The 21,224-nt window shown below is 70.5% G+C and carries 18 protein-coding genes; 8 read left to right on the top strand and 10 right to left on the bottom strand.

What is annotated here, in order from left to right; genetic code table 11:
• Positions 1–81: 81 nt before the first annotated feature.
• The 3 genes from OHA73_RS15145 to OHA73_RS15135 form a co-directional block, all read right to left on the bottom strand.
• Complete coding sequence (locus OHA73_RS15145) at positions 82–2,073, bottom strand: FAD/NAD(P)-binding protein (protein WP_327655295.1); 1,992 nt, start codon at positions 2,071–2,073, stop codon at positions 82–84.
• A gap of 364 nt (positions 2,074–2,437) precedes the next feature.
• Positions 2,438–4,072 (bottom strand): alkaline phosphatase D family protein, encoded by a 1,635-nt coding sequence (locus tag OHA73_RS15140; protein WP_266720076.1) that lies wholly within the window; start codon positions 4,070–4,072, stop codon positions 2,438–2,440.
• Positions 4,073–4,244: 172 nt separating this feature from the next.
• Positions 4,245–4,889, bottom strand: a complete 645-nt coding sequence (locus OHA73_RS15135; RefSeq protein WP_327658465.1) for an HNH endonuclease family protein — start codon at positions 4,887–4,889, stop codon at positions 4,245–4,247.
• Between the two features lie 275 nt (positions 4,890–5,164).
• On the opposite strand from OHA73_RS15135, the gene OHA73_RS15130 reads away from it, so the two are divergent.
• Together OHA73_RS15130 and OHA73_RS15125 are read left to right on the top strand one after the other, a co-directional pair.
• Entirely contained in the window at positions 5,165–5,911 is a 747-nt protein-coding gene (locus OHA73_RS15130; RefSeq protein WP_266720078.1) for a DUF4142 domain-containing protein, read from the top strand.
• 242 nt (positions 5,912–6,153) lie between these two features.
• Positions 6,154–6,831: an HAD-IA family hydrolase gene (locus OHA73_RS15125; RefSeq protein WP_327655294.1), complete on the top strand. Its 678-nt coding sequence runs from the start codon at positions 6,154–6,156 to the stop codon at positions 6,829–6,831.
• A 109-nt stretch (positions 6,832–6,940) separates the two neighbouring features.
• On the opposite strand, the gene OHA73_RS15120 is transcribed toward OHA73_RS15125, so the two are convergent.
• Positions 6,941–7,774, bottom strand: a complete 834-nt coding sequence (locus OHA73_RS15120; protein WP_327655293.1) for a peptidoglycan-binding protein — start codon at positions 7,772–7,774, stop codon at positions 6,941–6,943.
• A 254-nt stretch (positions 7,775–8,028) separates the two neighbouring features.
• Between OHA73_RS15120 and OHA73_RS15115 the strand changes: the two genes are divergently transcribed.
• Positions 8,029–10,101, top strand: coding sequence for an MDR family MFS transporter (locus tag OHA73_RS15115; protein ID WP_266720083.1), 2,073 nt, complete (start codon positions 8,029–8,031; stop codon positions 10,099–10,101).
• Here OHA73_RS15115 and OHA73_RS15110 read toward each other — a convergent pair.
• Positions 10,028–10,582: a GNAT family N-acetyltransferase gene (locus OHA73_RS15110; RefSeq protein WP_267070601.1), complete on the bottom strand. Its 555-nt coding sequence runs from the start codon at positions 10,580–10,582 to the stop codon at positions 10,028–10,030. The genes OHA73_RS15115 and OHA73_RS15110 overlap by 74 nt on opposite strands.
• A 126-nt stretch (positions 10,583–10,708) precedes the next feature.
• Between OHA73_RS15110 and OHA73_RS15105 the strand changes: the two genes are divergently transcribed.
• Positions 10,709–11,362: a hypothetical protein gene (locus tag OHA73_RS15105; RefSeq protein ID WP_327655292.1), complete on the top strand. Its 654-nt coding sequence runs from the start codon at positions 10,709–10,711 to the stop codon at positions 11,360–11,362.
• Between the two features lie 341 nt (positions 11,363–11,703).
• Positions 11,704–12,018: a hypothetical protein gene (locus tag OHA73_RS15100; protein ID WP_327655291.1), complete on the top strand. Its 315-nt coding sequence runs from the start codon at positions 11,704–11,706 to the stop codon at positions 12,016–12,018.
• 195 nt (positions 12,019–12,213) lie between these two features.
• Here the strand turns inward: OHA73_RS15100 and OHA73_RS15095 are convergent, their stop codons facing one another.
• A complete protein-coding gene (locus OHA73_RS15095; protein ID WP_327655290.1) occupies positions 12,214–12,531 on the bottom strand; it encodes an antibiotic biosynthesis monooxygenase family protein in 318 nt (105 codons plus the stop codon).
• A gap of 184 nt (positions 12,532–12,715) precedes the next feature.
• Between OHA73_RS15095 and OHA73_RS15090 the strand changes: the two genes are divergently transcribed.
• Positions 12,716–13,129, top strand: coding sequence for a hypothetical protein (locus OHA73_RS15090; protein WP_327658464.1), 414 nt, complete (start codon positions 12,716–12,718; stop codon positions 13,127–13,129).
• Here OHA73_RS15090 and OHA73_RS15085 read toward each other — a convergent pair.
• Positions 13,114–13,800, bottom strand: a complete 687-nt coding sequence (locus tag OHA73_RS15085) for an O-methyltransferase (RefSeq protein WP_327655289.1) — start codon at positions 13,798–13,800, stop codon at positions 13,114–13,116. The two genes, OHA73_RS15090 and OHA73_RS15085, sit on opposite strands and share 16 nt — an antisense overlap.
• A 135-nt stretch (positions 13,801–13,935) precedes the next feature.
• A complete protein-coding gene (locus OHA73_RS15080) occupies positions 13,936–15,321 on the bottom strand; it encodes an MFS transporter (protein ID WP_267070605.1) in 1,386 nt (461 codons plus the stop codon).
• A gap of 358 nt (positions 15,322–15,679) precedes the next feature.
• On the opposite strand from OHA73_RS15080, the gene OHA73_RS15075 reads away from it, so the two are divergent.
• Positions 15,680–17,707, top strand: coding sequence for a bifunctional glycosyltransferase 87/phosphatase PAP2 family protein (locus OHA73_RS15075; protein ID WP_443063077.1), 2,028 nt, complete (start codon positions 15,680–15,682; stop codon positions 17,705–17,707).
• Here OHA73_RS15075 and OHA73_RS15070 read toward each other — a convergent pair.
• Positions 17,704–18,945 carry a cytochrome P450 gene (locus tag OHA73_RS15070; RefSeq protein ID WP_266720123.1) on the bottom strand — a complete coding sequence of 414 codons (1,242 nt, stop codon included), beginning with the start codon at positions 18,943–18,945 and terminating at the stop codon, positions 17,704–17,706. The two genes, OHA73_RS15075 and OHA73_RS15070, sit on opposite strands and share 4 nt — an antisense overlap.
• A 252-nt stretch (positions 18,946–19,197) precedes the next feature.
• Here OHA73_RS15070 and OHA73_RS15065 point away from each other — a divergent pair, with 252 nt between their 5' ends.
• Complete coding sequence (locus OHA73_RS15065; RefSeq protein ID WP_267070606.1) at positions 19,198–20,367, top strand: steroid 3-ketoacyl-CoA thiolase; 1,170 nt, start codon at positions 19,198–19,200, stop codon at positions 20,365–20,367.
• 255 nt (positions 20,368–20,622) lie between these two features.
• On the opposite strand, the gene OHA73_RS15060 is transcribed toward OHA73_RS15065, so the two are convergent.
• Complete coding sequence (locus tag OHA73_RS15060; RefSeq protein WP_266720127.1) at positions 20,623–21,033, bottom strand: transglycosylase SLT domain-containing protein; 411 nt, start codon at positions 21,031–21,033, stop codon at positions 20,623–20,625.
• Positions 21,034–21,224: the final 191 nt, after the last annotated feature.

Here is a 21,224-nt window from a genome sequence, read left to right as displayed (position 1 = left end):
GTCGGTGGGGACGAAACCGAGAGCACCGGCGCGAGGAGCGCCTTCATCGCCGCTGCCGCCACCGGTGTGGGGCGCCAAAGATTAGGGGAACCTAATTAGTGCTTGCAAGTTCAACATCCGGCCATGATCGCCCTCCGAATCGGCTTCCGCTTCGGGTGTGGCGGGGTCCGCTCCGGTCGTGCGCAGGGCGGCGCGGGCCACCGCGTCGGCGTCGGAGAGGGTGACCGAGTCGACCCCCGGACGGGCCCCCGCGGCGGTCACCCAGTGCACCCCCTCGGTGGGCACTCCGAAGGCGAACCGCCGTGTGTGCGACCGACCTTGACGGTTGATCAGGTGGTACGGGCGGGGCGTGACGTCGAGGCCTCCGGTTTCGTGCCCGTCGACCGTGTGCGGCCTGGCGCCGCCGGTCTTGAGGAGGCGTATCAGCAGGTCGTCGGCGGTCCTGCGGAGGTCGGGCTCGGGCAGCCGGGCCTCGACGAGTGTGGTGACCCTCACGGTCGAACCGGGTACGTCGGGCGAGTGCGCGACGAAACGGCCGTCCCGCACCGTCACCTCCATGCGCGGCCCGACGACGGTCAGGACGCCGGCCTCGATCAGCGCGGTCAGCTCCTCGATACGTCGCCGGGGTGGCCCGATCGACAGGAACGCGTTGAGCGGGGTGTACCAGCGGTCGAGGTGGTCGCGGCGCGAGACGCCGGTCAGGCCGCCGTGGTCGACGACGAGCCGAAGTTCGTTGCGCAGGTCGCGCAGCACGTCGAGGGCGGCCTTCACCGGGCCTTCCACGTTGCCGAGCGCGGCGTGCGCGGCGTCCTCGCGAAGATGGCCGAGAAGCCAGGCGCGCCATGTGGCGGGAGAGGTGTACGTGCGGCCCGAAGCGGGGCGTGAGACGCGGTCCCAGGACCACAGAAGATCCTCGGAAATCCCGAACTCGCCGAGAACGGCGGCCTCTTGGCGGGAGCGGTGGGGCGCGGCGAGGAAGCGCTCGCGGAAGGAGTCGTCGGTGCGGCGTCGGGTGTCCGTGGCCCGCAGGAGCGTCTCGTAGTAGACCGTTTCGACCTCCTTCGCGACCAGCGGCCATATGTCGGCGAGGAAGTCGGGGGCGTCGCCGGAGTCGGCCCGTTTGCGGAATCCGGCTATCAACTCGGGGGTGAGTACGGCGGGTTGGTGGCGGCCGTACGCGCCCTTGGCGTTGTCGCCGCGCGCCTGGTGGGGGATGCCGCGGCGTGAACCCGCGTACAGGCGGGGCTCGTTGCCCGAGGGGAGGTAGCGCAGGCCACCGTCCGCCGTGCGTATGTGGCGGCCGCCGCGGCCCTGCGTCAACAGGGTCATGTGGTCGAAGAAGTTGAGGCCGAGGCCGCGCAGGAGGACGGGTTCGCCGGGGGCCAGGGGGCTCAGGTCGAGGTCGGCCGGGTTGGCGGGCGGGAGGTGGCGCAGGCCGTGCCGGCGGGCGTACTCGGTGAGGTCGCGCTCGGCCGGGGCGGGGGCGGTGGGCAGGTGGCCCTGAGTGAGGACGACGGCGTGCAGGCCGGTGAGGCGGTGGCCGTCGGCGAGGGTGAGGGTCTGGAGGCCGTCCGCGGCGCCGGGGGTGCCGGTGCCGGAGGCGTCGTCGAGGCGGACGGCGCGGGTGGCGTGTGGGACGACCTCTACGGACTCCGGGGCGGATGCCACCGTTTCGGCGAACACCCAGCGCAGGTAGCGCCCGTACTGGGCGCGGGTCGGGTACGCGTCGGGGGCGAGTGCCGCGTCGTGCCGCAGGGCCCACTCGTACAGGCTCGGGCCCGGGCGGATCGGGCCCGAGCAGTCGACACTGTCGTCGGTGAACAGGGTGACCTGCGAGGCGACCGTGTTCATGAGGAGTTCCGGAGCCTGGTCCGTGCGCCAGACGGCGCCCGCGCCCGGCGGGTGCGGGTCGATCAGGTGGATCGTGAGCCGGGTCCCGGGCGGGAGGAGTTCGTCCGCCGATGCGGTGAGGCGTTCCAGGACGCTGGTGCCGCGGGGGCCTGCGCCGACGATGGCGAGGGCGAACGTGGGGGGTGCGGGGTGCGTGGGGTGCTCGGGGTGGGGGACGGGCAAGGTGGGACTCCCGAGGCATGTGGGGCTGCTGGGAAGCGGATGGACGGCCTCATCATGCCGGTTCCCTGCCGGGGGTGGTGCGGGTCGGTGGGGGTGTGGTCCGTCTCACCTGGGGTGGGGCGTTGGTCGGTGCGGGTTGGTGCCGGCCGGCCGGGCCTACGTCACGGGGCTCCGCCCCGGGCCCCGCGCCTCAAGCGCCGGCGGGGCTGATTTTGCCGAACCGGCGTTACGGGCTCGGGGCTCTGCCCCGGACCCCGCGCCTCAATCGCCGGCGGGGCTTGATTTGCTCAATCGCCGCCGGGGGCTTGAACTACGTCAGCCTCCGCCGGGGCTTGAACTACGTCAGCCTCCGCCGGGGCTTGAACTACGTCAGCCTCCGCTTTTCCGCCCGCACCAAGCCCCGGCGTGCGTCCGCCTGGTCGAGGGTCAGGTGGGCGGTGCGGGAGCGGAGGGTCAGGGTCATGAGTTGGTTGCCGAACCAGGGGCCGCCCGTTCGGCGCCAGGCGATGCGTGGTGTGGCCGCGCGGGCGTGGCGGGCGAAGCGGCGGCCGATGATCCGTCCGAAGCGGCTCCAGCCGAAGCGGAAGCCGACGCGTATGGATGCCGGGACGGAGTTGTGCACCGGGGAGCAGGTGAGTTGCAGGACGCGGGCGCTCGGGGCCTCGGCGGTCGCGGGCCAGGTCGGCTCGGCGACGTAGGCGTGGTGGACGTCACCGGAGAGGACCGAGATCGTCGCGGGCGCGGCGGACCCCGAGCCGGCCTCGGCGATCAGGTCCGCGAGCGCGTCGAAGGACTTGGGGAACGCCGCCCAGTGCTCAAGGTCCGCCCTGCGCCGCAGATCCTCACCGAACCGCGCCCAGCGCGCCCCTCGCTCGCCCCGGCACAGCGCCGCGTTCCACCCCTCGGCGTCGTGGATGAGGTGCGGGAGCAGCCAGGGCAGCGACGTACCGATGAGGAGGTGGTCGTACGTGCCGTGGTCCGCGAGGGTCTGTTCGCGCAGCCACTTCGCCTCGCCGGGCGAGAGCATCGCCCGGTGTTGTTCGTCGAGGACGCGGGCCGCCCGGGTGTCCACCATGAGAAGGCGTACGCGGCCGAAGTCGCGGCGGTAGCTCCAGCGGACCGAGTCGGGGTCCGTGTCGGCGCGGGCGGCGAACTCGCGGAGCGCGTCCGTGCCGTCGGGGGTGGCCCGGACGGCCGCGTAGACCGGGTCGGTGGCGAGCGCCGCCGGTGACAGATTGCCGATGTGCTGGTGCACCCAGTACGACATCAGGCCGCTCAGCAGGCGCTCGCGCCACCAGGGGATCTCGCGCATCTCGGCGAGCCAGGAGGCGCTGGTGTTCCAATCGTCGATCAGGTCGTGGTCGTCGAAGATCATGCAGCTGGGCACCGTGGAGAGCAGCCAGCGGACCTCCGGGTCGAGCCACGACTCGTAGTAGAGGTGCGTGTACTCCTGGTAGTCCGCGACTTCCGTGCCCGGTGGCTCCGACAGGTCGCGGCGGCGGGACAGCCACGCCTGCGTCGCTGGTGAGACCTCGTCCGCGTAGACCTGGTCGCCGAGGAGGACGAGGACGTCGGGGCGCTCGCCGTCCGGGTCCGCGGCGATGCGGGCGGCCAGGGTGTCGAGGGCGTCGGGGCCCACGGGGTCGTGTTCCGCGGCCGGGGGAGCGGCCCAGCGGCAGGAGCCGAAGGTGACGCGGACCGGGGCGTCCGTCTCGTACGCCGGGGTGCGGATGGTGCTGGCGGGGTACGGCGAGTCCGGCAGCGGCCAGACCCCGCCGCCGTCGAGGATCACCTCGTACGTGGTCCGTGTGCCGGGCGTGAGCCCGGTGACCGGGATCAGCGCGTAGTGGTGCCCGTCGACCTGGAACGTGGGCGCGCTGCCCGACGCGCCGTCCGCGCAGCGCACCTCGGCGACGCAGGGCCGACTCGCCTCGACCCACACCGTCGCCGTCTCCTCGTCCACGTACCGCAGCAGTGGTCCAAGGCGCAGCCTCGCCACGTGATCGCCTCCCCTTCGGTCCTCCGACGTTCCGGCACCGTACGGTACGGAACGTCGGAGGTGGGTGGGGCGGTTCCACCGGCCCTGTTTTCCGCGGGCCCCAGCAGAGGCCTCGGCGAGGGCCCCGGCAGAGGCCTCTGCAGAGCCCTCGGCGCAGGCCTTGGTAGAGCCCTCAGCAGCCGCTGAGCCCCGACTGGATCGCGGACTTCTCCGCCGGGTCGACGCTGAGCTTGTAGTAGTGCTTCACCTGGACCCACATCCGTAGATACGTGCAGGTGTACGCGGTGCGCGAGGGCATCCACTCGGCCGGGTCCTGGTCGCCCTTGGACTGGTTGACGTTGTCGGTGACCGCGATGAGCTGCGGCCGGGTGAGGTCGTTGGCGAAGCCCTGGCGCGCGTCGTTGGTCCAGGCACTGGCGCCCGACTTCCACGCCTCGGACAGCGGGACGATGTGATCGATGTCCACGTCGCCGGAGGCCGTCCAGGTCGCGCCGTCGTACTCCGAGTACCAACTGCCGGACGTGGCCGCGCAGTCGGAGCCCGTCTCGACGTTCTTTCCGTCGCGCTTGAGGACTTCCTCGCGGGTGTTGCACGCGCCGGACTGGGTGATCCAGTGCGGGAACTTCTCGCGGCTGTAGCCGTCGGAGGAACCTTCCGCCTTCTCCGTCAGCTCGCCGAGGTACGTACGGGCGGTGGCGGCGCTGACAGGGGTGGGCGGGGCGGCCTGGGCGGACGGGGTGGCGAGCAGTAGGGCGAGCGCGGTGACGCCGGTGGCGGCCGCGGCGAACGTGGATCGACGCGCGTAGACCGGGCGTATGCGGCGCGAGGTCGAGGTGGGGCGCATGTGAACTCCCTTGGGGTGGGGTGGAGTTACGTGGGACCTGCCGTGCGGTGTGCTGTGGGGCGCCCGGTGTGGCAGGGTCGCGTCAATATGGTGGCGGGCCGGGAGGTCGATCACAAGTAGGCCCGGCAAAACAGGAGTTGGCGGGGGCCGGGCGCGAAAAAGAACGAGGGGATTTTTCGCCGAGCGCTGATCGGACCGGGGTTCGCGTCCGTACTCTCCGGTGTCCCTTGTTCGCGACTGGAGGCACCATGCGACTCTCGCGCTCCACGGCCGGAAACTTCTTCGTGATCGGCGCGTTGATCGTGACCGTCTCGGCCCTGGCCTATCCGGCCATGCTCGGTGTGCAGAACACGACCACGACGCAGGCGCGCGTCGTCGGCAGCACCCGCTGGGGCCCACTCACCGAGGCCGACCGTGACTTCGTGGTCAAGGTCAGGTCTGCGGGGCTGTGGGAATTCCCCCTGGGCCAGGAGGTGTTGAAGCGGGGAACGACGCCGGAGATGAAGACGGCCGGACAGCACCTCATCGTGGGGCACTCCCTGCTGGACGCCAGCTGCCGCAAGATCTCCCAGGATCTGGGCATCACCCTGCCCAACCAACCCACGCCACAACAACAGCAGTTCGTGGCGACCGTGGAGTCCAAGGGCGGCAAGGAGTTCGACTCCACGGCGTCGAACATCATGCGCGTGACGCACGGGCAGATCTTCCCGGCCATCAGCAATATCCGGGCCACCACCCAGAACTCCGAGATACGGCGGCTCGCGAACGAGGCCAACGACGTCGTGCGCGACCACATGGAGGTCCTGGAGAAGACCGGCCTCGTCAACATGGACCAGGCCCTCGCCGAGCAGACCGGGCCACCGCGGGTCCCGAAGGCGCAGATGACCCCGCCGGTGCCGCAGCCCGGGGTGCCTCAGGTCGCGCTGATCGCGCCGCCGGGGCTGCCGAATCCGTATACGAAGACGTTCCCGTCGTCGCCGCCGACGACGCGGTGAGCGGGGGTTGAGCGGCGGGTGAGCGGGGGGTGAGCGGGGGCGTCGAGCGGCGGCGCTGAGCTGCGGCGCAGGGGGCGCCGGCGTGGAGAGCGGGGGGCGGGTGGCGATCTTCGGGTGAGTTTTTGTATCGTGGAGAAACAAAGTGGCACCCGCCCGTTCAACCCTGACCAGCGGGCGGGGCCGCCTTGTTTCCCTTCTGCCTCCGCAGCTCTCCGTAGCCCTCCGCAGTCTGGAGCCCGCCGATGTCGGCCACGCCCACTGTTCCCACTGTTCTGAAGGCGCGCGCACTTCTCCTCGACATGGACGGCACGCTCGTCAACTCCGACGCCGTCGTCGAGCGGATCTGGCGCCGCTGGGCAGCCGACCACGGATTCGACGCGGAGTACGTCCTCTCCGTCGCGCACGGCCGCCAGGCCCACGCCACGCTGGCCGAGCTGCTCCCCGAGCGGCCGATGGAGGAGAACTACGCGGACAACGCGCGGATGCTCGCCGAGGAGACCTCCGACGTGGAGGGCGTCGTCGCCGTGCCGGGCGCCCCGCGCTTCCTCGAGTCGCTCGTCGAGGGTGGCGTCGCGCACGCCCTCGTCACCTCGGCCGATCTCGCGCTCTCGACGGCGCGGATGGGGGCGGCGGGGCTCGCGTATCCGGCGGTGCGGGTGACCGCGGAGAACGTGGGGGCCAGTAAGCCCGATCCCGAGGGGTTCCTGAAGGGTGCGGCCGAGTTGGGGGTCGATCCGGCGGATTGCGTCGTCTTCGAGGACTCGGGGGCGGGTATCTCGGCGGGGCGCGCCGCGGGGATGCGGGTTGTGGGGGTTGGGCCGAGGGCCGGGGCGCACGGGGCGACCGTGTGTGTGCCGGATCTTTCGGGCGTACGGGTTGAGGTTTTGGCCGGTGGGGGAGTTGCGCTGCACCTGGGGTGACGGTTTGCCCTGGGGCATAGAGGTTTGGGGACGCCGCGGATTGCGCCCTGTAGTGGCTGGGCGCGCCCCGCGGCGGCAGCCGCAAATAGACACAGCCCCGCGCCCCGAGTTACCCGTGCTCAGGCCCCCGTTCTCCGCCGGTCTCCCTCTCTAGGGCCGTGCGTGTTGCTGGGCCGTATTCGCCTTGCTCGTCGGTCTTGATGCCGCGGGAGAGTTGGTAGGTGCTGAGGGCGGTTTCTGTGGGGCTGTCGAAGTCGGCGGTGATTTCGCCTACGTAGATGTTCAACTGCTTGAGGCGCCACTGGAGTTCGGCGACCTCGCGGCCACTGTCGCCCTTGCGCAGTGTCGTCGTGTCCGACGGCCTCGACGACGACGTCGTGCGGGAGGTCGAGGGGGACGGGCTCTTGCTGCGCTTCTTCGAGTCCGACTCGGGCTTCTTGCTGGTCGGAGTGGGGGACGGCGTGATCGTCCGGGAGTGTGAGGGGGAGGGCGGGGCGGACGTGGGGTCCGTCGCCGACGGGGACGCGGAGCGCGTGGTGGGAGGCGCCGAGCGGGACGGGGTGAGTGTCATCGCTGTCGCCGTCGCGGCCGTGTTGTCCGAGGCCGAGGCGCCGTCGTCGCCCGGCGATGTGATCAGCACCGTGACCAGGGTCGCCACGCTCAGCACGGCCGTGACCGCGGAGAGCAGCAGCATCCGGCCGTGCCGGGCCGGCTCGTCCGGTGCAGGGTCGTCGGCGTCATCGCCCGCGGCGTGCGGGGGCGGCGGCGGATACGCGTACGGGTCGGCGGCCCGCGGCGGCGTCGGCTGCGAGGGCTCCGAGAGCGAGACATAGGGGCGGACGCGGAGCGGAGCGAAGGCTTCCGGCTCGCAGGCGCAGGACGGTGCGCCGTCGGGACCTGCCCCGGCCCCGCACTCCGGACACGTACGACGTTCTTCGCTCACCGCTACGAACCCCCTCCGAGCGCTTCGGCCCCCCGCCGCGCCTCTGCAGCGCATTATGCAGACCCGTAGGACCCGGCCGCAGCCGCCGGTCCCATAAACGCTCGTCAGCACCCGTGTGCACGCAGTGACCGGACGGCGCCGCGGAAAACTTCGCGCGCCGCACGACTCAACAGGCCAAACCTGGTCACACCGACCAGGATGGGAAGTACCAAGCACCCGGCCACGTCCGTGCAGGGCCGGCTTCGGAGGTGGCCATGAGCAGCCAGGACGTCGACACCGTGGGGCCGGGAGACAGTGGTCGCGGAGCTCCCGCCGCACCCAAGGAGAACGCCAAGTCGGGCGGCGTCCTCGTGTCGATCGGCGCGCTGCTGCTCGGCATGCTGCTGGCCTCGCTCGACCAGACGATCGTCTCGACGGCCCTGCCGACCATCGTCAGCGATCTGGGCGGCCTGGAGCACCTGTCCTGGGTCGTCACCGCGTACATGCTCGCCGCGACGGCGGCGACCCCGCTGTGGGGAAAACTCGGTGACCAGTACGGGCGCAAGAAGCTCTTCCAACTGGCCATCATCATCTTCCTGGTGGGGTCCGCGCTGTGCGGACTGTCGCAGAACATGGGGCAGTTGATCGGCTTCCGTGCGTTGCAGGGACTCGGCGGCGGCGGCCTGATGGTGCTGTCCATGGCGATCGTCGGCGACATCGTCTCGCCGCGTGAACGCGGCAAGTACCAGGGGCTGTTCGGTGCCGTCTTCGGTGCGACGAGTGTGCTCGGGCCACTGCTCGGCGGACTGTTCACGGAGCATCTGAGCTGGCGCTGGGTCTTCTACGTCAATCTGCCGATCGGCGTCGTCGCGCTCCTCGTGATCGCCGCGGCCCTGCACATCCCGGTCCGCTCCACCAAGCACCGTATCGACTACCTAGGCACGTTCCTCGTCGCCTCCGTCGCCACCTGCCTCGTCCTGGTCGCCTCGCTCGGCGGCACCACGTGGGCCTGGAGCTCGCCGCAGATCATCGGTCTCGCGGCGCTCGGCGTCGTACTCGCCGTGGCCTTCGTCTTCGTGGAGTTCCGGGCGCAGGAGCCGGTCCTTCCGATGCATCTGTTCCGGGTCAGGACCTTCACCCTCTCCGCGATCATCAGCTTCGTCATCGGCTTCGCGATGTTCGGCGCGATGACGTACCTGCCGACGTTCCTCCAGGTCGTGCAGGGTGTCACGCCGACCATGTCGGGTGTGCACATGCTCCCGATGGTCTTCGGCATCCTGCTGTCGACCACCGTGTCCGGGCAGGTCGTCAGCCGCACCGGGCGCTGGAAGATGTTCCCGGTCGCCGGCACGGCCATCACCCTGATCGGGCTGCTGCTCCTGCACAACATGGACGAGCACACGGCCACCGGCATCATGAGCCTGTACTTCTTCGTCTTCGGCGCGGGCCTCGGCCTCGTCATGCAGGTCCTGGTCCTGATCGTGCAGAACGCCGTCCCGTACGAGGATCTGGGCGTGGCCACATCGGGCGCCACGTTCTTCCGCTCCATCGGCGCCTCGTTCGGTGTGGCGATCTTCGGCACGATCTTCGCGAACCAGCTCGGCAGCAGGCTCGCCGACGCCCTCACCGGACGGCAGCTGCCGCCGGGCGTCACCCCGGACTCGCTCGGCGCCGACCCGCGCGGCATCGCCTCCCTCCCGCCGGACGTGCGGGCGCCGGTCATCCACGCCTACTCCACGTCCATCACCGACGTCTTCCTGTACGCGGTGCCGGTCACGCTGCTCGCCTTCGCGCTCGCGCTGCTGCTGCACGAGGACCCGCTGCGCGGCTCGGTCACCGCGCCCGATGTCACCGAGACGCTCGCCAGCAACCCCGTCGAACGCTCCTCGTACGACGAGGCGGCGCGCGCCCTGTCCACGCTCGGCAGCCGCGAGGGGCGCCGCGAGGTGTACGAGAAGATCACCGCCAAGGCCGGCTACGACCTGCTGCCCGCGGCGAGCTGGCTGGTTCTGCGCACCCATCGCAACGGGTGGGCCGAGCCGGGCGTGCTCGCCGAGTACACGGCGATCCCGCTGCCGGTGATCCTCGACGCGGCCCGTCAGGTCGAGGAGCGTCGCCTCGCCGTGCGCGAGGGCCCCGACCTGATTCTCACCGACGAGGGCCGCGTGGTCGCCGAACGCCTCGCGCAGGCCCGCGAGGAGTCCCTCGCCGAGCTGCTCGGCGACTGGTGGGGCCCGGACCGCCCCCGTGACCTCGTCCGGCTGGTGGCCGACCTCAACATGGAGATGTGCGGCTCGGACGGGGAGCGGCCGCATGCGGGCGCGGGGGCGACGCCAGCGACTTCCTGAACCAGTGCTCGGCGTAGATGTCGTCGTTGTGCGGCGCCGTCTCCTCGTAGCCGAGCCGCGCGTACAGGGACCGGGCCTCCACCAGGTCGCTGCGGGTGTCGAGGCGGATCGCGGCGGCGCCGAGCGCGCGGGCCGCGTCCTCGGCGGCGGCCACCAGGAGCGCGGCGCCGCCCTTGCCGCGCAGCTCCTCGCGTACGTAGACGCGCGTGAGCTCGGCCGTGACCGCGTCCACCACCCGTACGCCTGCCGTCCCCGCGGGCTCACCCGCGTACCGCGCGAGCAACAACTGCCCATGCGGCGGCGCGAGTTCGCTGCCGGACGCGGCGGCGACCCCCCGCTCCAGCTCGACCGGATCCGTCGCGTGTCCCTTGTGCAGCAGATACCAGCGGTCGCTCACCTCCGTGTAGTACGCGCGCCAGAGCGCGGCCGCTGCGGGGGAGTCGTACGGCTCCGGGGTGACAGTCCACGACATGGTGTTCATGGCACATGGTGAGGCCGGTGGGGTGGTTGGGCGCAACCGGAATACGCCGTGGCCGGTACCGATCTGTTTCAGCACGGCTGCCCTGGCAACTCGACGTGCAACAGCCACAGTTGAGGGAAGGCAGTCATGTCCACAGGCTTGATCATCGCTCTGGTCGTGGTGGGGGTCGTGATCGTGGTCGCGGCCGGGTTCTTCGCCGCGCGGACCACACCCCGTGGCGGGCGCGGGCTGCGGCGCAGGTTCGGGCCCGAGTACGAGCGGGCCGTGGCCCGGCACGACGGCGACACCAGGGCCGCCGAGCGGGAGTTGGCCGAGCGTGTGCGGCGGCACGGTGCGCTGCGCGAGCAGCCGCTGGACCCCGCCGCCCGTGAGCGCTATCTGACGCGCTGGGCCGACGCCCAGGAACGCTTCGTCGAATCCCCGGACGTCGCCGTCGCCGAGGCGGATCTGCTCCTCGCCGAACTGGCGCACGAGCGCGGCTTCCCGGACGGCGGCAGCTACGACGAGCAACTCGACGCGCTCTCCGTCCATCACGGCCCGCACGTGCACGGATACCGGCGCGTGCACCGCGCGGCGCACGCCCGCACGGGTAGCGCGGAAGAGAGCAGGGCCGGTACGGAGGAGCTGCGCGAGGCGATGGTCGAGGCGCGGCCGCTCTTCGACGAACTGGTCGGCCCGGACCGCGCGACGCCCCGCGCCCACACCTCGGACCGCCCCGCACACGACCACCGGGACAAGCGGCACGGCGTCTTCAAGGGACGCCTGGCGAAGGGGAGTTGAGATCGATGACGCACATCGAACGGGCACAGGCGGACGGCGTCGACAAGGGGGTCGCGGTGGATCCTACGGTGGGGCGTGAGACGGATCGCGGGACGGGCCGCCGGATGGGCCGTGAGGTTGATCCCACGGTGGGCCGTGAGGCGGACCCGGCGGTTGATCGCGGGGCGGGCCGTGGGGTGGACTCCACGGTGGGCCGGCCGGTGGGCCGTGAGGTGGACCCCATGGTGGGGCGTGAGGCGGACCCGGCGGTTGATCGCGGGGCGGGCCGTGGGGTGGATCCCGCGGTGGATCGCGGCGTGGGCCGAGGGGTGGACCCCCCGGTGGGCCGTGAGGCGGGCCCCGTGGCGGGTGGCCAGGCCGGTCCCGAGCACGGAACACGTGCCGGGCGGCGCTCCGGCCTCGTCCCGGCGGGCGAGCGCGATGAACTCGAAGGCCGCCTGCGGCACGCGCTCACCGGCTTCGTCGACGAGCCGCGCGCAGCAGTGGAGGAGGCCGACCACGTCCTGGAGGACCTGACGGCCCGGCTCACGGAAACCCTCGCGAGCCACCGCCGCACCCTGCGCACGTCCTGGCAGGGCACCCCGGACGACACGGAACAACTCCGCCAGGCCCTCCGGGATTACCGGGAGACGGCGGAGCGGCTGCTGAGCCTCTGAGGCCTGGCGCCTCGGGGGACCGGTCGCACCGGTCACCCGGGAGCTGCCCGCGGCCCGGTTGCACGGGCCCATCCGGCCCGGTCACCCCGGGGACATCCGGCCCGGCTACCCCGGTCCCGGGCCGGATGCCCGGGACCGGGGTAGCCGGTGGATGAGTCCGGACACAGGGCGTCCCCACCTACCGCGCCGGAGGTGTTACGCCGACTTGGGGGACGCCTGCTGGACGACCTCGAAGGACCACACCGCGGCGCTGCTCGACGCCGGCTTCGGGCGGTCGCCGCCGCCCTGGTGGGCCGACTTCATCGGGCCCTCCATCCAGGCCTGGAACGACTCCTCGTCACGCCACCGCGTGTACACCAGGTAGTCGTCCGTGCCCTCGATGGGACGGAGCAGCTCGAACCATTCGAAGCCGTCGGAGTTCTCGACGGCGCCGGCGCGCGATGCGAAGCGCTTCTCCAGGGTTTCCCGCTGCTCGGCGGGAACGGTCAGCACATTGATCTTGACGATGCTCATGCGTCCATCGTGCCTCAGCGCCCTCTCAGGCCGACTCGCGCCCCGGCCGCGCCTGCCGCCAATCCCGAGCTGACTCCGGGCGGTTTGCGTTCGGTCATGAAGCAAGTGTCCCAGAGCGGATCGTGGCGCCATAGGCTGCGAGGGACAACGGGTGACCAAGGCACGACGGTGGTGGGGGTGCGCGGTGCTCGAACTGACCATGGCCACCATGGCGGGTGGCGACGAGGGGGCGACGGCCGCGATGACCATGGCCGAGGCCCGGAGCGAGCCGGGAGCCGTGCTGCGGGTCGGCCGCGACGCGAGCGTGTGCCGGCTCGTGACCCCGGACGACTGGCTGTTCGTTTCGCGGGTGCACCTGGAGTTCCGGTGCGGGCCGGAGGGCGACTGGATCCTGTTCTGGCTGCGCGGCTCGCAGGACGACCCCGCCTCCGAGGTGCGGGTGCGGTTCGGGCCGCAGGAGCAGGGACAGGGGCCCGGTCAGCCCGTCGCGTACGGCGGGGTGGCGACGCTGCCGCGCGGCTCCTCCGGTGAGGTGCTCGTGGCCGACCGGAGCGGGCCGCGCAGCGTGCACGTCGGCTTCTGTCACGAACTCACGTAGGCCAGCGCGAAGCCGTCGTGCCCCTTCGAGCCCACCGTCTGGATCGCCGTCGCGTCCAACCTCGGGTGGTCCGCGAGGAGTTGGAGCGCGGCGCGGGTGCCGACGACGTCGCCCTCCGTGGAGTCGGCGTTCGTCACGCGGCCGCCGCGCACCACGTTGTCGACGACGATCACGCTGCCCGGGTGCGTCATACGCAGCGCCCACTCCAGGTAGCGCGGGTTGTTGACCTTGTCCGCGTCGATGAAGACCAGGTCGAAGTCGGGGCCCTCGGAGGCGAGGCCGGGCAGTGAGTCGAGCGCCGCGCCCACCCGGACCTCGACGACCTTGTCCAGGCCCGCGCGGGCGATGTTGGCGCGGGCGACCTCTGCGTGCCGGGCGCTGTACTCGAGGGTGACCAGCGCTCCGTCGGCGGGGAGCGCGCGGGCCAGCCAGATGGTGCTGTAGCCGCCGAGCGTGCCGATCTCCAGGATCCGGCGGGCGCCCTGGATGCGGGCGATCAGGTTCAGCAGTTTCCCGTTGGTGGCCGAGACGTTGATGCCGGGCAGGCCCGCCGCCTCGCTGTCGGCGAGGGCCGCGGCCAGGGCCTCGTCGGCGGGGGCGAGCAGGTCGCCGAGGTAGGCGTCGACGGCGGCCGCGGACTCGGGCGGACCGGAGTGTGGGTGAGTCGTCATGGCCGTCAGCGTAGGCACGGGAGCGTAGGCACGGGGAAAGGAAAAGCGGGCGGGGCCGGAGCGATGAACATCGCTCCGGCCCCGCCCGCTTGAAGAACTGCGAGTGTTGAAGAACCTCGAAGAACTACGCGTGCGTCACACCGCCGGCGGCGAGCCCGGCAGCGGCTTGCCCGCGGACTCCTTCATGCGCCACACCGCGATACCGCCGATGACGGCCGCGGCCATCATGTAGTACGCCGGGATCATCAGGTTGCCCGTGGCCGCGATGAGGGAGGCCACGACCAGCGGCGTCGTACCACCGAAGATCGAGACGGACAGGTTGAAGCTGACGGCCAGGGAGCCGTAGCGGACCTTCGTGTCGAACAGAGCCGGCAGCGTCGAGGGCATCGACGACGTGAAGGAGACGAGCAGCAGGCCGAGCGCGGCGAGGCCGAGCGCGATCGCCCACGTCGAGCCCTGCTGGATCAGCAGCAGCGCGGGGACGGAGAGCGCCAGGAAGCCCGCGCAGCCGATGCCGATCACCCAGCGGTGGCCGAAGCGGTCGTTGGCGATACCCATCGGGAGCTGCACGACCATCATCAGCAGCATCACGCCGATCAGGATCAGCGTGCCGTGCGTGGCGTCGTAGCTGAGCTCCTCGCTGAGGAACGTCGGCATGTAGGAGAGCAGCATGTAGTCGGTCACGTTGAAGACCAGGACCAGCGCGATGCACAGGAACATCGGCTTCGCGTTGCCGACGAACATCTCCTTCAGCTTCGGCTTCGGGCGGGACTTCTCCTTCGCCTCGGCCTCGTCCGCCAGCTTCTTGAACGCCGGGGTCTCCTCGAGCTTCATCCGGACGTAGAGGCCGACCAGGCCGATCGGGCCCGCGACCAGGAACGGGATGCGCCAGCCCCAGCTGTAGAGGTCGTCGGTGGCCATCGTCGTCGTGAGCACCGTCGCGAGCGCGGCACCGGCGACGTAACCGGCGTTCGTGCCGAGCTCGAGGAACGAGCCGAAGAAGCCGCGGCGCTTGTCGGGTGCGTACTCGGCGATGAACGTGCAGGCACCGCCGTACTCACCACCGGCCGAGAAGCCCTGCACCATGCGGGCCACGATCAGCAGCACCGGGGCCCAGATGCCGATGGCGCCGTGCGACGGGATCAGGCCGATCGCGAAGGTGCCCGCCGACATCATGATCATGGTGATGGCGAGGACGCGCTGACGGCCGATGCGGTCGCCGAGCGGGCCGAAGAAGGCGCCGCCGATGGGGCGCACGAGGAAGGCGGCGGCGAAGGTGCCGAGCGTGGACAGGACCTGTGCCGTGCTCGATGCCGCGGGGAAGAAGACGTGCCCGAGCGTCGCGGTCAGGTAGCCGTAGACGCCGAAGTCGAACCACTCCATCGCGTTGCCGAGGGCTGCCGCCTTGACCGCGCGCTTGACCAGCGCGGGGTCGGTGGTGGTGGGCTCGGATGAGGTGCGGTCCTTCGTGGGGGCGGAGGACCGGACGGTACTGGGGGCGATGGAAGTGGCGCTGGACACGGGTCCTTCGCCTTCCTTTCGTCGGGGACATGAGCAACGGCCGTTCACGCGGAACGGCCGACGCATCGACCATAGGGGCGCCCGCGCCCGCAACGGGTAGTGTTCAGTTAACTTCCCTCCGTGAGGAAACCCTCTCTGGCCTGGGGAAACGTCAAAGCCTTCGCACGGTGCTGATGCAAATTCTTGTGATCTATGTCAAGGAACCGCACGTGTGAAGGCCGGGACAAAGTGGCCGAAGACACTGCCTACCCGTCAAATTCCGGTGGACAGACAGGTGAAGGAGCAGTTGCCTGCGTCTTATCGGGATGTGCGGTGAATGTCGGTGATCCGGCCGAGTTGAGCGGGAGGTCCGAAAGGCGTGGCGAACGCGGAGCATGGAGGGGCGGCGCCGGGATCCACGGTTCCGGTGACGGGGCGGCTCGGCGTGCTGCGCGCCGGCCTGTGGGTGATCGCGGCCGTACTGGGCGCGCGTCAACTTGTTGCGGTGCTGAGCGCTCCTCCGGGTGAGCGCCTCACCGATCTGGAGACCTGGATCGGACCCGATGGGGTGCTGCATGTCAGCGGCTCGCTGTACGACGGGCCCGACCGGTTCACCGGCCCGCCGTTCGCGGGGCTCGTCCTCAAGCCGCTCGCGCGCGCGGCGGAGCAAGCGCTGGGCTGGGGCTGGACGTTCGGCTCGCTTGCCCTGGTCGTCGCGCTCGGCGTGGTCGCCGCGCGCGCCCTGCCGCCGCCCGTGTCACGGCGTACGGCACTGTTCGCGGCGCCCGTCGCGATCAGCCTGCTCATGCTGTCGCTGCCGGTGCGCAACGCCTTCACGCTCGGCCAGACCAGCATCCTGCCGGTCCTGCTCGTGCTGCTCGGCTGCTTCGCGGTGCGCGGGCAGACGGCGTCCGGCGTCCTGATCGGCGTCGCCGCCGCGCTCCAGCCGACCGTGCTGCTGTTCGCGCCGCTGCTGTGGTTCACCGGGCGCAGGCGGGCCGCCGCCGCGACGGGCGCCGCCTTCGCCGCGGGCACCGGCATCGCCTGGCTCGCGATGCCGCAGGACTCGTGGACGTACTGGGTGCATCACGTGGCGGGCACCGGTCTCGCCGCCGATCCGGCCGCGACCGCCAACCAGTCACTGCACGGCATGCTGCTGCGCCTCGGCCTCGCCGGGCCGCTGGAGATCGCTCTCTTCCTGGCCCTCGGCGCCGCCGTGGCCGTGCTCGGCCTGCGCCGCTCCATCGCGTACGCGCGCGACGGGCAGCTGCTGCTCGCCGTCGCGGTCACCGGCTGTGTCGCGGTCGCCGTGTCCCCGACGACCTGGCAGCACCAGCTTCTGTGGGTGCTGCTCGCGGTGGTCGGCCGGGTGGGGGCCAAGACCGCCGACCGGGCGGTGTGGCCGGTCGCCGTCGTCCTGGTGATGACGCTGCCGGCCTCCGCGGTACTGCCGCAGCTGCCGGTGCTCGCGCCGCTGCGGGACAACCTCGTGCTGGTCGCGGTGCTCGCCGCGGCCTGCGCCGTCCCCTTCCTGCGGCGCACGGATCCGGCCTTCGGGGCCGCGCGGCCCACCGTCTATACGGAGCCGGTCCCCGCCCGCTGGGCGTGGGTGCCGCTGCTGCCGGTGTGGCGGCGCGCGCTGGCCCGTCCCAACCTGCTGCTCGAACTGCTCCTGATTCGCGTCGGATACTCCGCGTATCAGCAGGTCAGGATCGTCGCGGCGGGGGGCAGGCCGCGTGCCGAGGAGCACGGGGCGCAGGTGCACGCGGTGGAGCGGTTCCTGGGCATCGACATCGAGCACTGGGCGAACCATGCGGTGGTATCGGTCGGATGGCTGCGCAATTTCTTCGACTTTTACTACACGTCCTTTCACTTTGTGGTGCCGCTGACGGTCCTCGCGGTCCTCTACGTGCGCCGCCCCGCGGACTACCGCTGGGCGCGCACCTCCCTCGGTTTCGCGACGGTCCTGGCCCTCGTCGGCTTCTGGCTGTACCCGCTCGCGCCGCCGCGCCTGATGCCCACGCTGGGCTTCATCGACACGGTCCACGGCGTGCAGGACTTCTCCCAGCCGGACTACGGGACGCTCACCGCGGTCACCAACCAGTACGCGGCGATGCCCTCGCTGCACTTCGGCTGGTCCCTGTGGTGCGGCCTCGTCATCGTGGCCCTCGCCCCGAAGTGGTGGATGAAGGCGCTCGGCCTCGTCCACCCCTTGTTCACGGTGTCCGCGATCGTGGCGACGGGGAACCATTGGGTGCTTGATGCGGTGGGCGGGGCGGTGGTGGTGGGGGCCGGGTTCGGGCTTACGTACTTGTTGTCGGGGCCACGGGCGTTTGTGGCGGCGCCGAGGTTGAGGTCTCGGGGCTCCGCCCCGAACCCCGCTGCTCAATCGCCGCAGGGGCTTTAAATGCCCACCTGAAGTTCCTTCACTCCGTTCAGCCACGCCGCGCGCAGTCGTCGGGGGTCGCCCGCGAGACGCAGATCAGGCGCCGCGTCCGCCAGCGCGTTGAAGATCAGGTCGATCTCCAGGATCGCCAGGGACTTGCCGAGGCAGAAGTGCGGTCCGCCGCCGCCGAAGCCGAGGTGTGGATTGGGGTCGCGGGTGATGTCGAAGGTGTCCGGGTTCTCGAAGACCTCCGGGTCGTGATTGGCGGAGGAGTAGAAGATGCCGACCCGGTCGCCCGCCTTGATCTTCTGTCCGCCGAGTTCGGTGTCCTGCGTGGCGGTCCGCTGGAAGGAGACGACCGGGGTCGCCCAGCGCACGATCTCCTCGGCCGTGGTGCTCGGGCGCTCCCGCTTGTAGAGCTCCCACTGGTCGGGGTGGGTGAGGAAGGCGTGCATGCCGTGGGTGATGGCGTTGCGGGTCGTCTCGTTGCCGGCGACGGCGAGCAGGATCACGAAGAAGCCGAACTCGTCGGAGGACAGGTTGCCTTCGTCCTCGGCCGCGACCAGCTGGCTCACGATGTCCTTGGCCGGGCACTTCTTCCGGTCGGCCGCGAGGTTCATCGCGTAGCCGACGATCTCCATGGCGGCCTCGGCGCCGATCTCCTCGGTGATCGCGTACTCCGGGTCGTCGTACGCGACCATCTTGTTGGACCAGTCGAAGACCTTGGAGCGGTCCTTCTGCTCGATGCCGATGAGCTCGGCGATGGCCTGCAACGGCAGCTCGACGGCGACATTCGTGACGAAGTCGAACGAGCCGTCGGGTCCCGCCTGTTGGACCGCCTTGGCGACGATGTCGCCGGCGCGGCTCCGGAGCTTCTCCTCCAGGGACCGGATGGCGCGCGGAGTGAATCCGCGCTGCACTATCTGGCGCACCCGGGTGTGCTCGGGCGGGTCCATGTTCAGCATGATCATCTTCTGTACTTCGATCTGGTCGCGCTCGATCGAGGAGTTGAAGCGGATCACGGCGGTGTTGATGTTGGACGAGTAGATCTCCGGGTGAGTGGAGACGTATTTGACGTCCGCGTGTCGGGTCACGGCCCAGTAGCCGGAGTCGTCGAAGCCGGAGATGCCGGTCTCCTGCTGGATCCAGCGGACCGGTTCGGTCTGCCGGAGTTGGGCGAACTCCGGGTGGGGCACGCGGTGTTGGAGGAGATCGGGGTCGGTGAAGTCGAACCCGTCGGGCAGCGCGGGGCACGGCATGGAGTCACTCCCGTGGTGGTCTGACGCTCCGTCAGTTGTGGCTGTGAAGGTAATAACGGGTTCTAGAAGTAGCAAGGCCCCCGGTCGTGTTGGTTCAGTGCGTTGTGCGTGCACGCCCCTTGCGTACCGGGGGTAAGGGACCCGAGACTGCAAGCAGAACTGGTACGCGTTCTAGTTTCGTGAGCACGAGGTCCGCGAAGTCTGTCCAGTTCTGGTCGTGCTGGTCCGGGAATCCTGGAGAGGACGTAGGTCATGGCAGCCGAGCCCGTCATCGTCGAAGCCGTACGCACCCCGATCGGCAAGCGCGGCGGCGCGCTGGCCAATCTGCATCCCGCCTATCTACTGGGCGAGACCTATCGCGAGCTCCTCGGCCGCACCGGTATCCAGCCGGACTGCGTCGAGCAGATCGTCGGCGGCACGGTCACGCACGCGGGCGAGCAGTCCATGAACCCGGCGCGCACGGCCTGGCTCACGATGGGCCTGCCGTACGAGACGGCCGCGACGACGGTCGACTGTCAGTGCGGTTCGTCCCAGCAGGCCTCGCACATGACCGCGAACATGATCGCGGCGGGCGTCATCGACGTGGGCATCTCGTGCGGTGTCGAGGCGATGTCGCGGGTGCCGCTGGGGTCAGGGTCCAAGCACGGGCCCGGAAAGCCGTTCCCCGACGAGTGGAACGTGGACCTGCCCAACCAGTTCGAGGCTGCCGAACGCATCGCGCGCAGGCGGGAGTTGACGCGGGAGAACGTGGACTCGCTCGGGCTCATATCCCAGGAGCGGGCCGCCACCGCCTGGGCCGAGGAGCGCTTCAAACGCGAGACGTTCGCGGTGCAGGTGCCCACCACGGAGGAGGAGCAGGCCTCGGGGCACGGCATGTGGCGGCTCGTCGACCGCGACGAAGGTCTGCGTGACACGAGCATGGAGGGCCTCGCGAAGCTCAAGCCGGTGATGCCGACGGCCGTGCACACGGCGGGCAACTCCTCGCAGATCTCCGACGGGGCCTCCGCCATCATGTGGGCGTCGAAGCGGATGGCGCGGGCGCTCAAGCTGAAGCCGCGGGCGCGGATCGTCGCGCAGGCGTTGGTCGGCGCGGACCCGCACTACCACCTGGACGGGCCGGTCGACGCGACGCGGGCGGTGCTCGGCAAGGCGGGGATGTCCCTGAAGGACATCGACATCGTCGAGATCAACGAGGCGTTCGCTTCGGTGGTGTTGAGCTGGGCGCAGGTCTTCGAGCAGGACCTGGAGAAGGTGAACGTGAACGGCGGCGCGATCGCCCTCGGACACCCGGTGGGGGCGACGGGGGCGCGGCTGATCACGTCGGCGTTGCACGAACTGGAGCGGCGGGACAAGGAGTTCGCGCTCATCACGATGTGTGCGGGTGGGGCGTTGTCGACCGGCACGATCATCCAGCGGCTGTGACGTTCCGGTCGCCTCCGGCGCGGGTGAGCCAATTAAGCCCCCGCGGCGATTGAGCGGTGGGGGCCGGGGCAAAGCCCCGAGGCCGCAACCCACATCGGGGCTGACGTCTCGGGGCTCCGCCCCGGACCCCGCTGCTCAAACGCCGCAGGGGCTTGAATGGCTCAATCGCCGCAGGGGCTTGAATGGCTCAATCGCCGCAGGGGCTTGAAAGGCTCAATCGCCGCGAGGGGATGGCCGGGTCAACGCCGGAGGCGATCAGTACCAGCCGTTGGACTGCCAGTGGTCCCACGCGCCGCAGGCGCTGCCGTAGCGGTCGTTCATGTACTTCACGCCCCACTCGATCTGCGTCTCGGGGTTCGTCTTCCAGTCGCCGCCGGCCGACGCCATCTTGTTGGCGGGCAGCGCCTGGACGAGGCCGTAGGCACCGGTGGAGGCGTTCGTCGCGTTCGGGTTCCAGCCGCTCTCGTGGGACACGATCTTGTCGAAGCAGCTGAACTGGGCCGAGTTCGAGATCTTCTGCTGGGCGATGGCCTTCGCCGAGCCCGACGTCGACGCGGCCTGGGCCGGGGCCGATGCGAAGAGGAAACCGGTCGTGGCGGCGGCGAGGGTGACGCCGGCGATGGCCTTCTTCGGAGTGGCGATACGGCGCAGGAGCGTGGCGGACAAAACGTGACCTTCCGTGGGGGACGGGGGTGGCAGGGCGTGGTGCCTTGCGGTTCCTCCACAGAAACAAAGACCGACGGGTGGAAGCAATGTTGGCTTTTACTAAGGAAGGTCGGACTTGGTGGATGGTGGGGTAAATGTCCGTTGTGTGACGTAAGGAAGGTGCACCAAGGGACTACGGTCCCGCTTAGTAC

Origin of the sequence: Streptomyces sp. NBC_00483 (genome assembly GCF_036013745.1) — a bacterium.
GTDB lineage: Bacteria > Actinomycetota > Actinomycetes > Streptomycetales > Streptomycetaceae > Streptomyces.
The sequence above is the reverse complement of the archived record's forward strand: the minus strand, read 5'-3'. Positions and strand labels throughout refer to the sequence as shown.

Excerpts from the sequence above, each read along its gene's own strand:
- OHA73_RS15130 (WP_266720078.1), top strand. The coding sequence starts at position 5,165 with ATGCGACTCTCGCGCTCCACGGCCGGAAACTTCTTCGTGATCGGCGCG.
- OHA73_RS15125 (WP_327655294.1), top strand. The coding sequence starts at position 6,154 with ATGTCGGCCACGCCCACTGTTCCCACTGTTCTGAAGGCGCGCGCACTT.
- OHA73_RS15115 (WP_266720083.1), top strand. The coding sequence starts at position 8,029 with ATGAGCAGCCAGGACGTCGACACCGTGGGGCCGGGAGACAGTGGTCGC.
- OHA73_RS15110 (WP_267070601.1), bottom strand. The coding sequence starts at position 10,582 with ATGAACACCATGTCGTGGACTGTCACCCCGGAGCCGTACGACTCCCCC.
- OHA73_RS15105 (WP_327655292.1), top strand. The coding sequence starts at position 10,709 with ATGTCCACAGGCTTGATCATCGCTCTGGTCGTGGTGGGGGTCGTGATC.
- OHA73_RS15095 (WP_327655290.1), bottom strand. The coding sequence starts at position 12,531 with ATGAGCATCGTCAAGATCAATGTGCTGACCGTTCCCGCCGAGCAGCGG.
- OHA73_RS15085 (WP_327655289.1), bottom strand. The coding sequence starts at position 13,800 with ATGACGACTCACCCACACTCCGGTCCGCCCGAGTCCGCGGCCGCCGTC.
- OHA73_RS15070 (WP_266720123.1), bottom strand. The coding sequence starts at position 18,945 with ATGCCGTGCCCCGCGCTGCCCGACGGGTTCGACTTCACCGACCCCGAT.
- OHA73_RS15065 (WP_267070606.1), top strand. The coding sequence starts at position 19,198 with ATGGCAGCCGAGCCCGTCATCGTCGAAGCCGTACGCACCCCGATCGGC.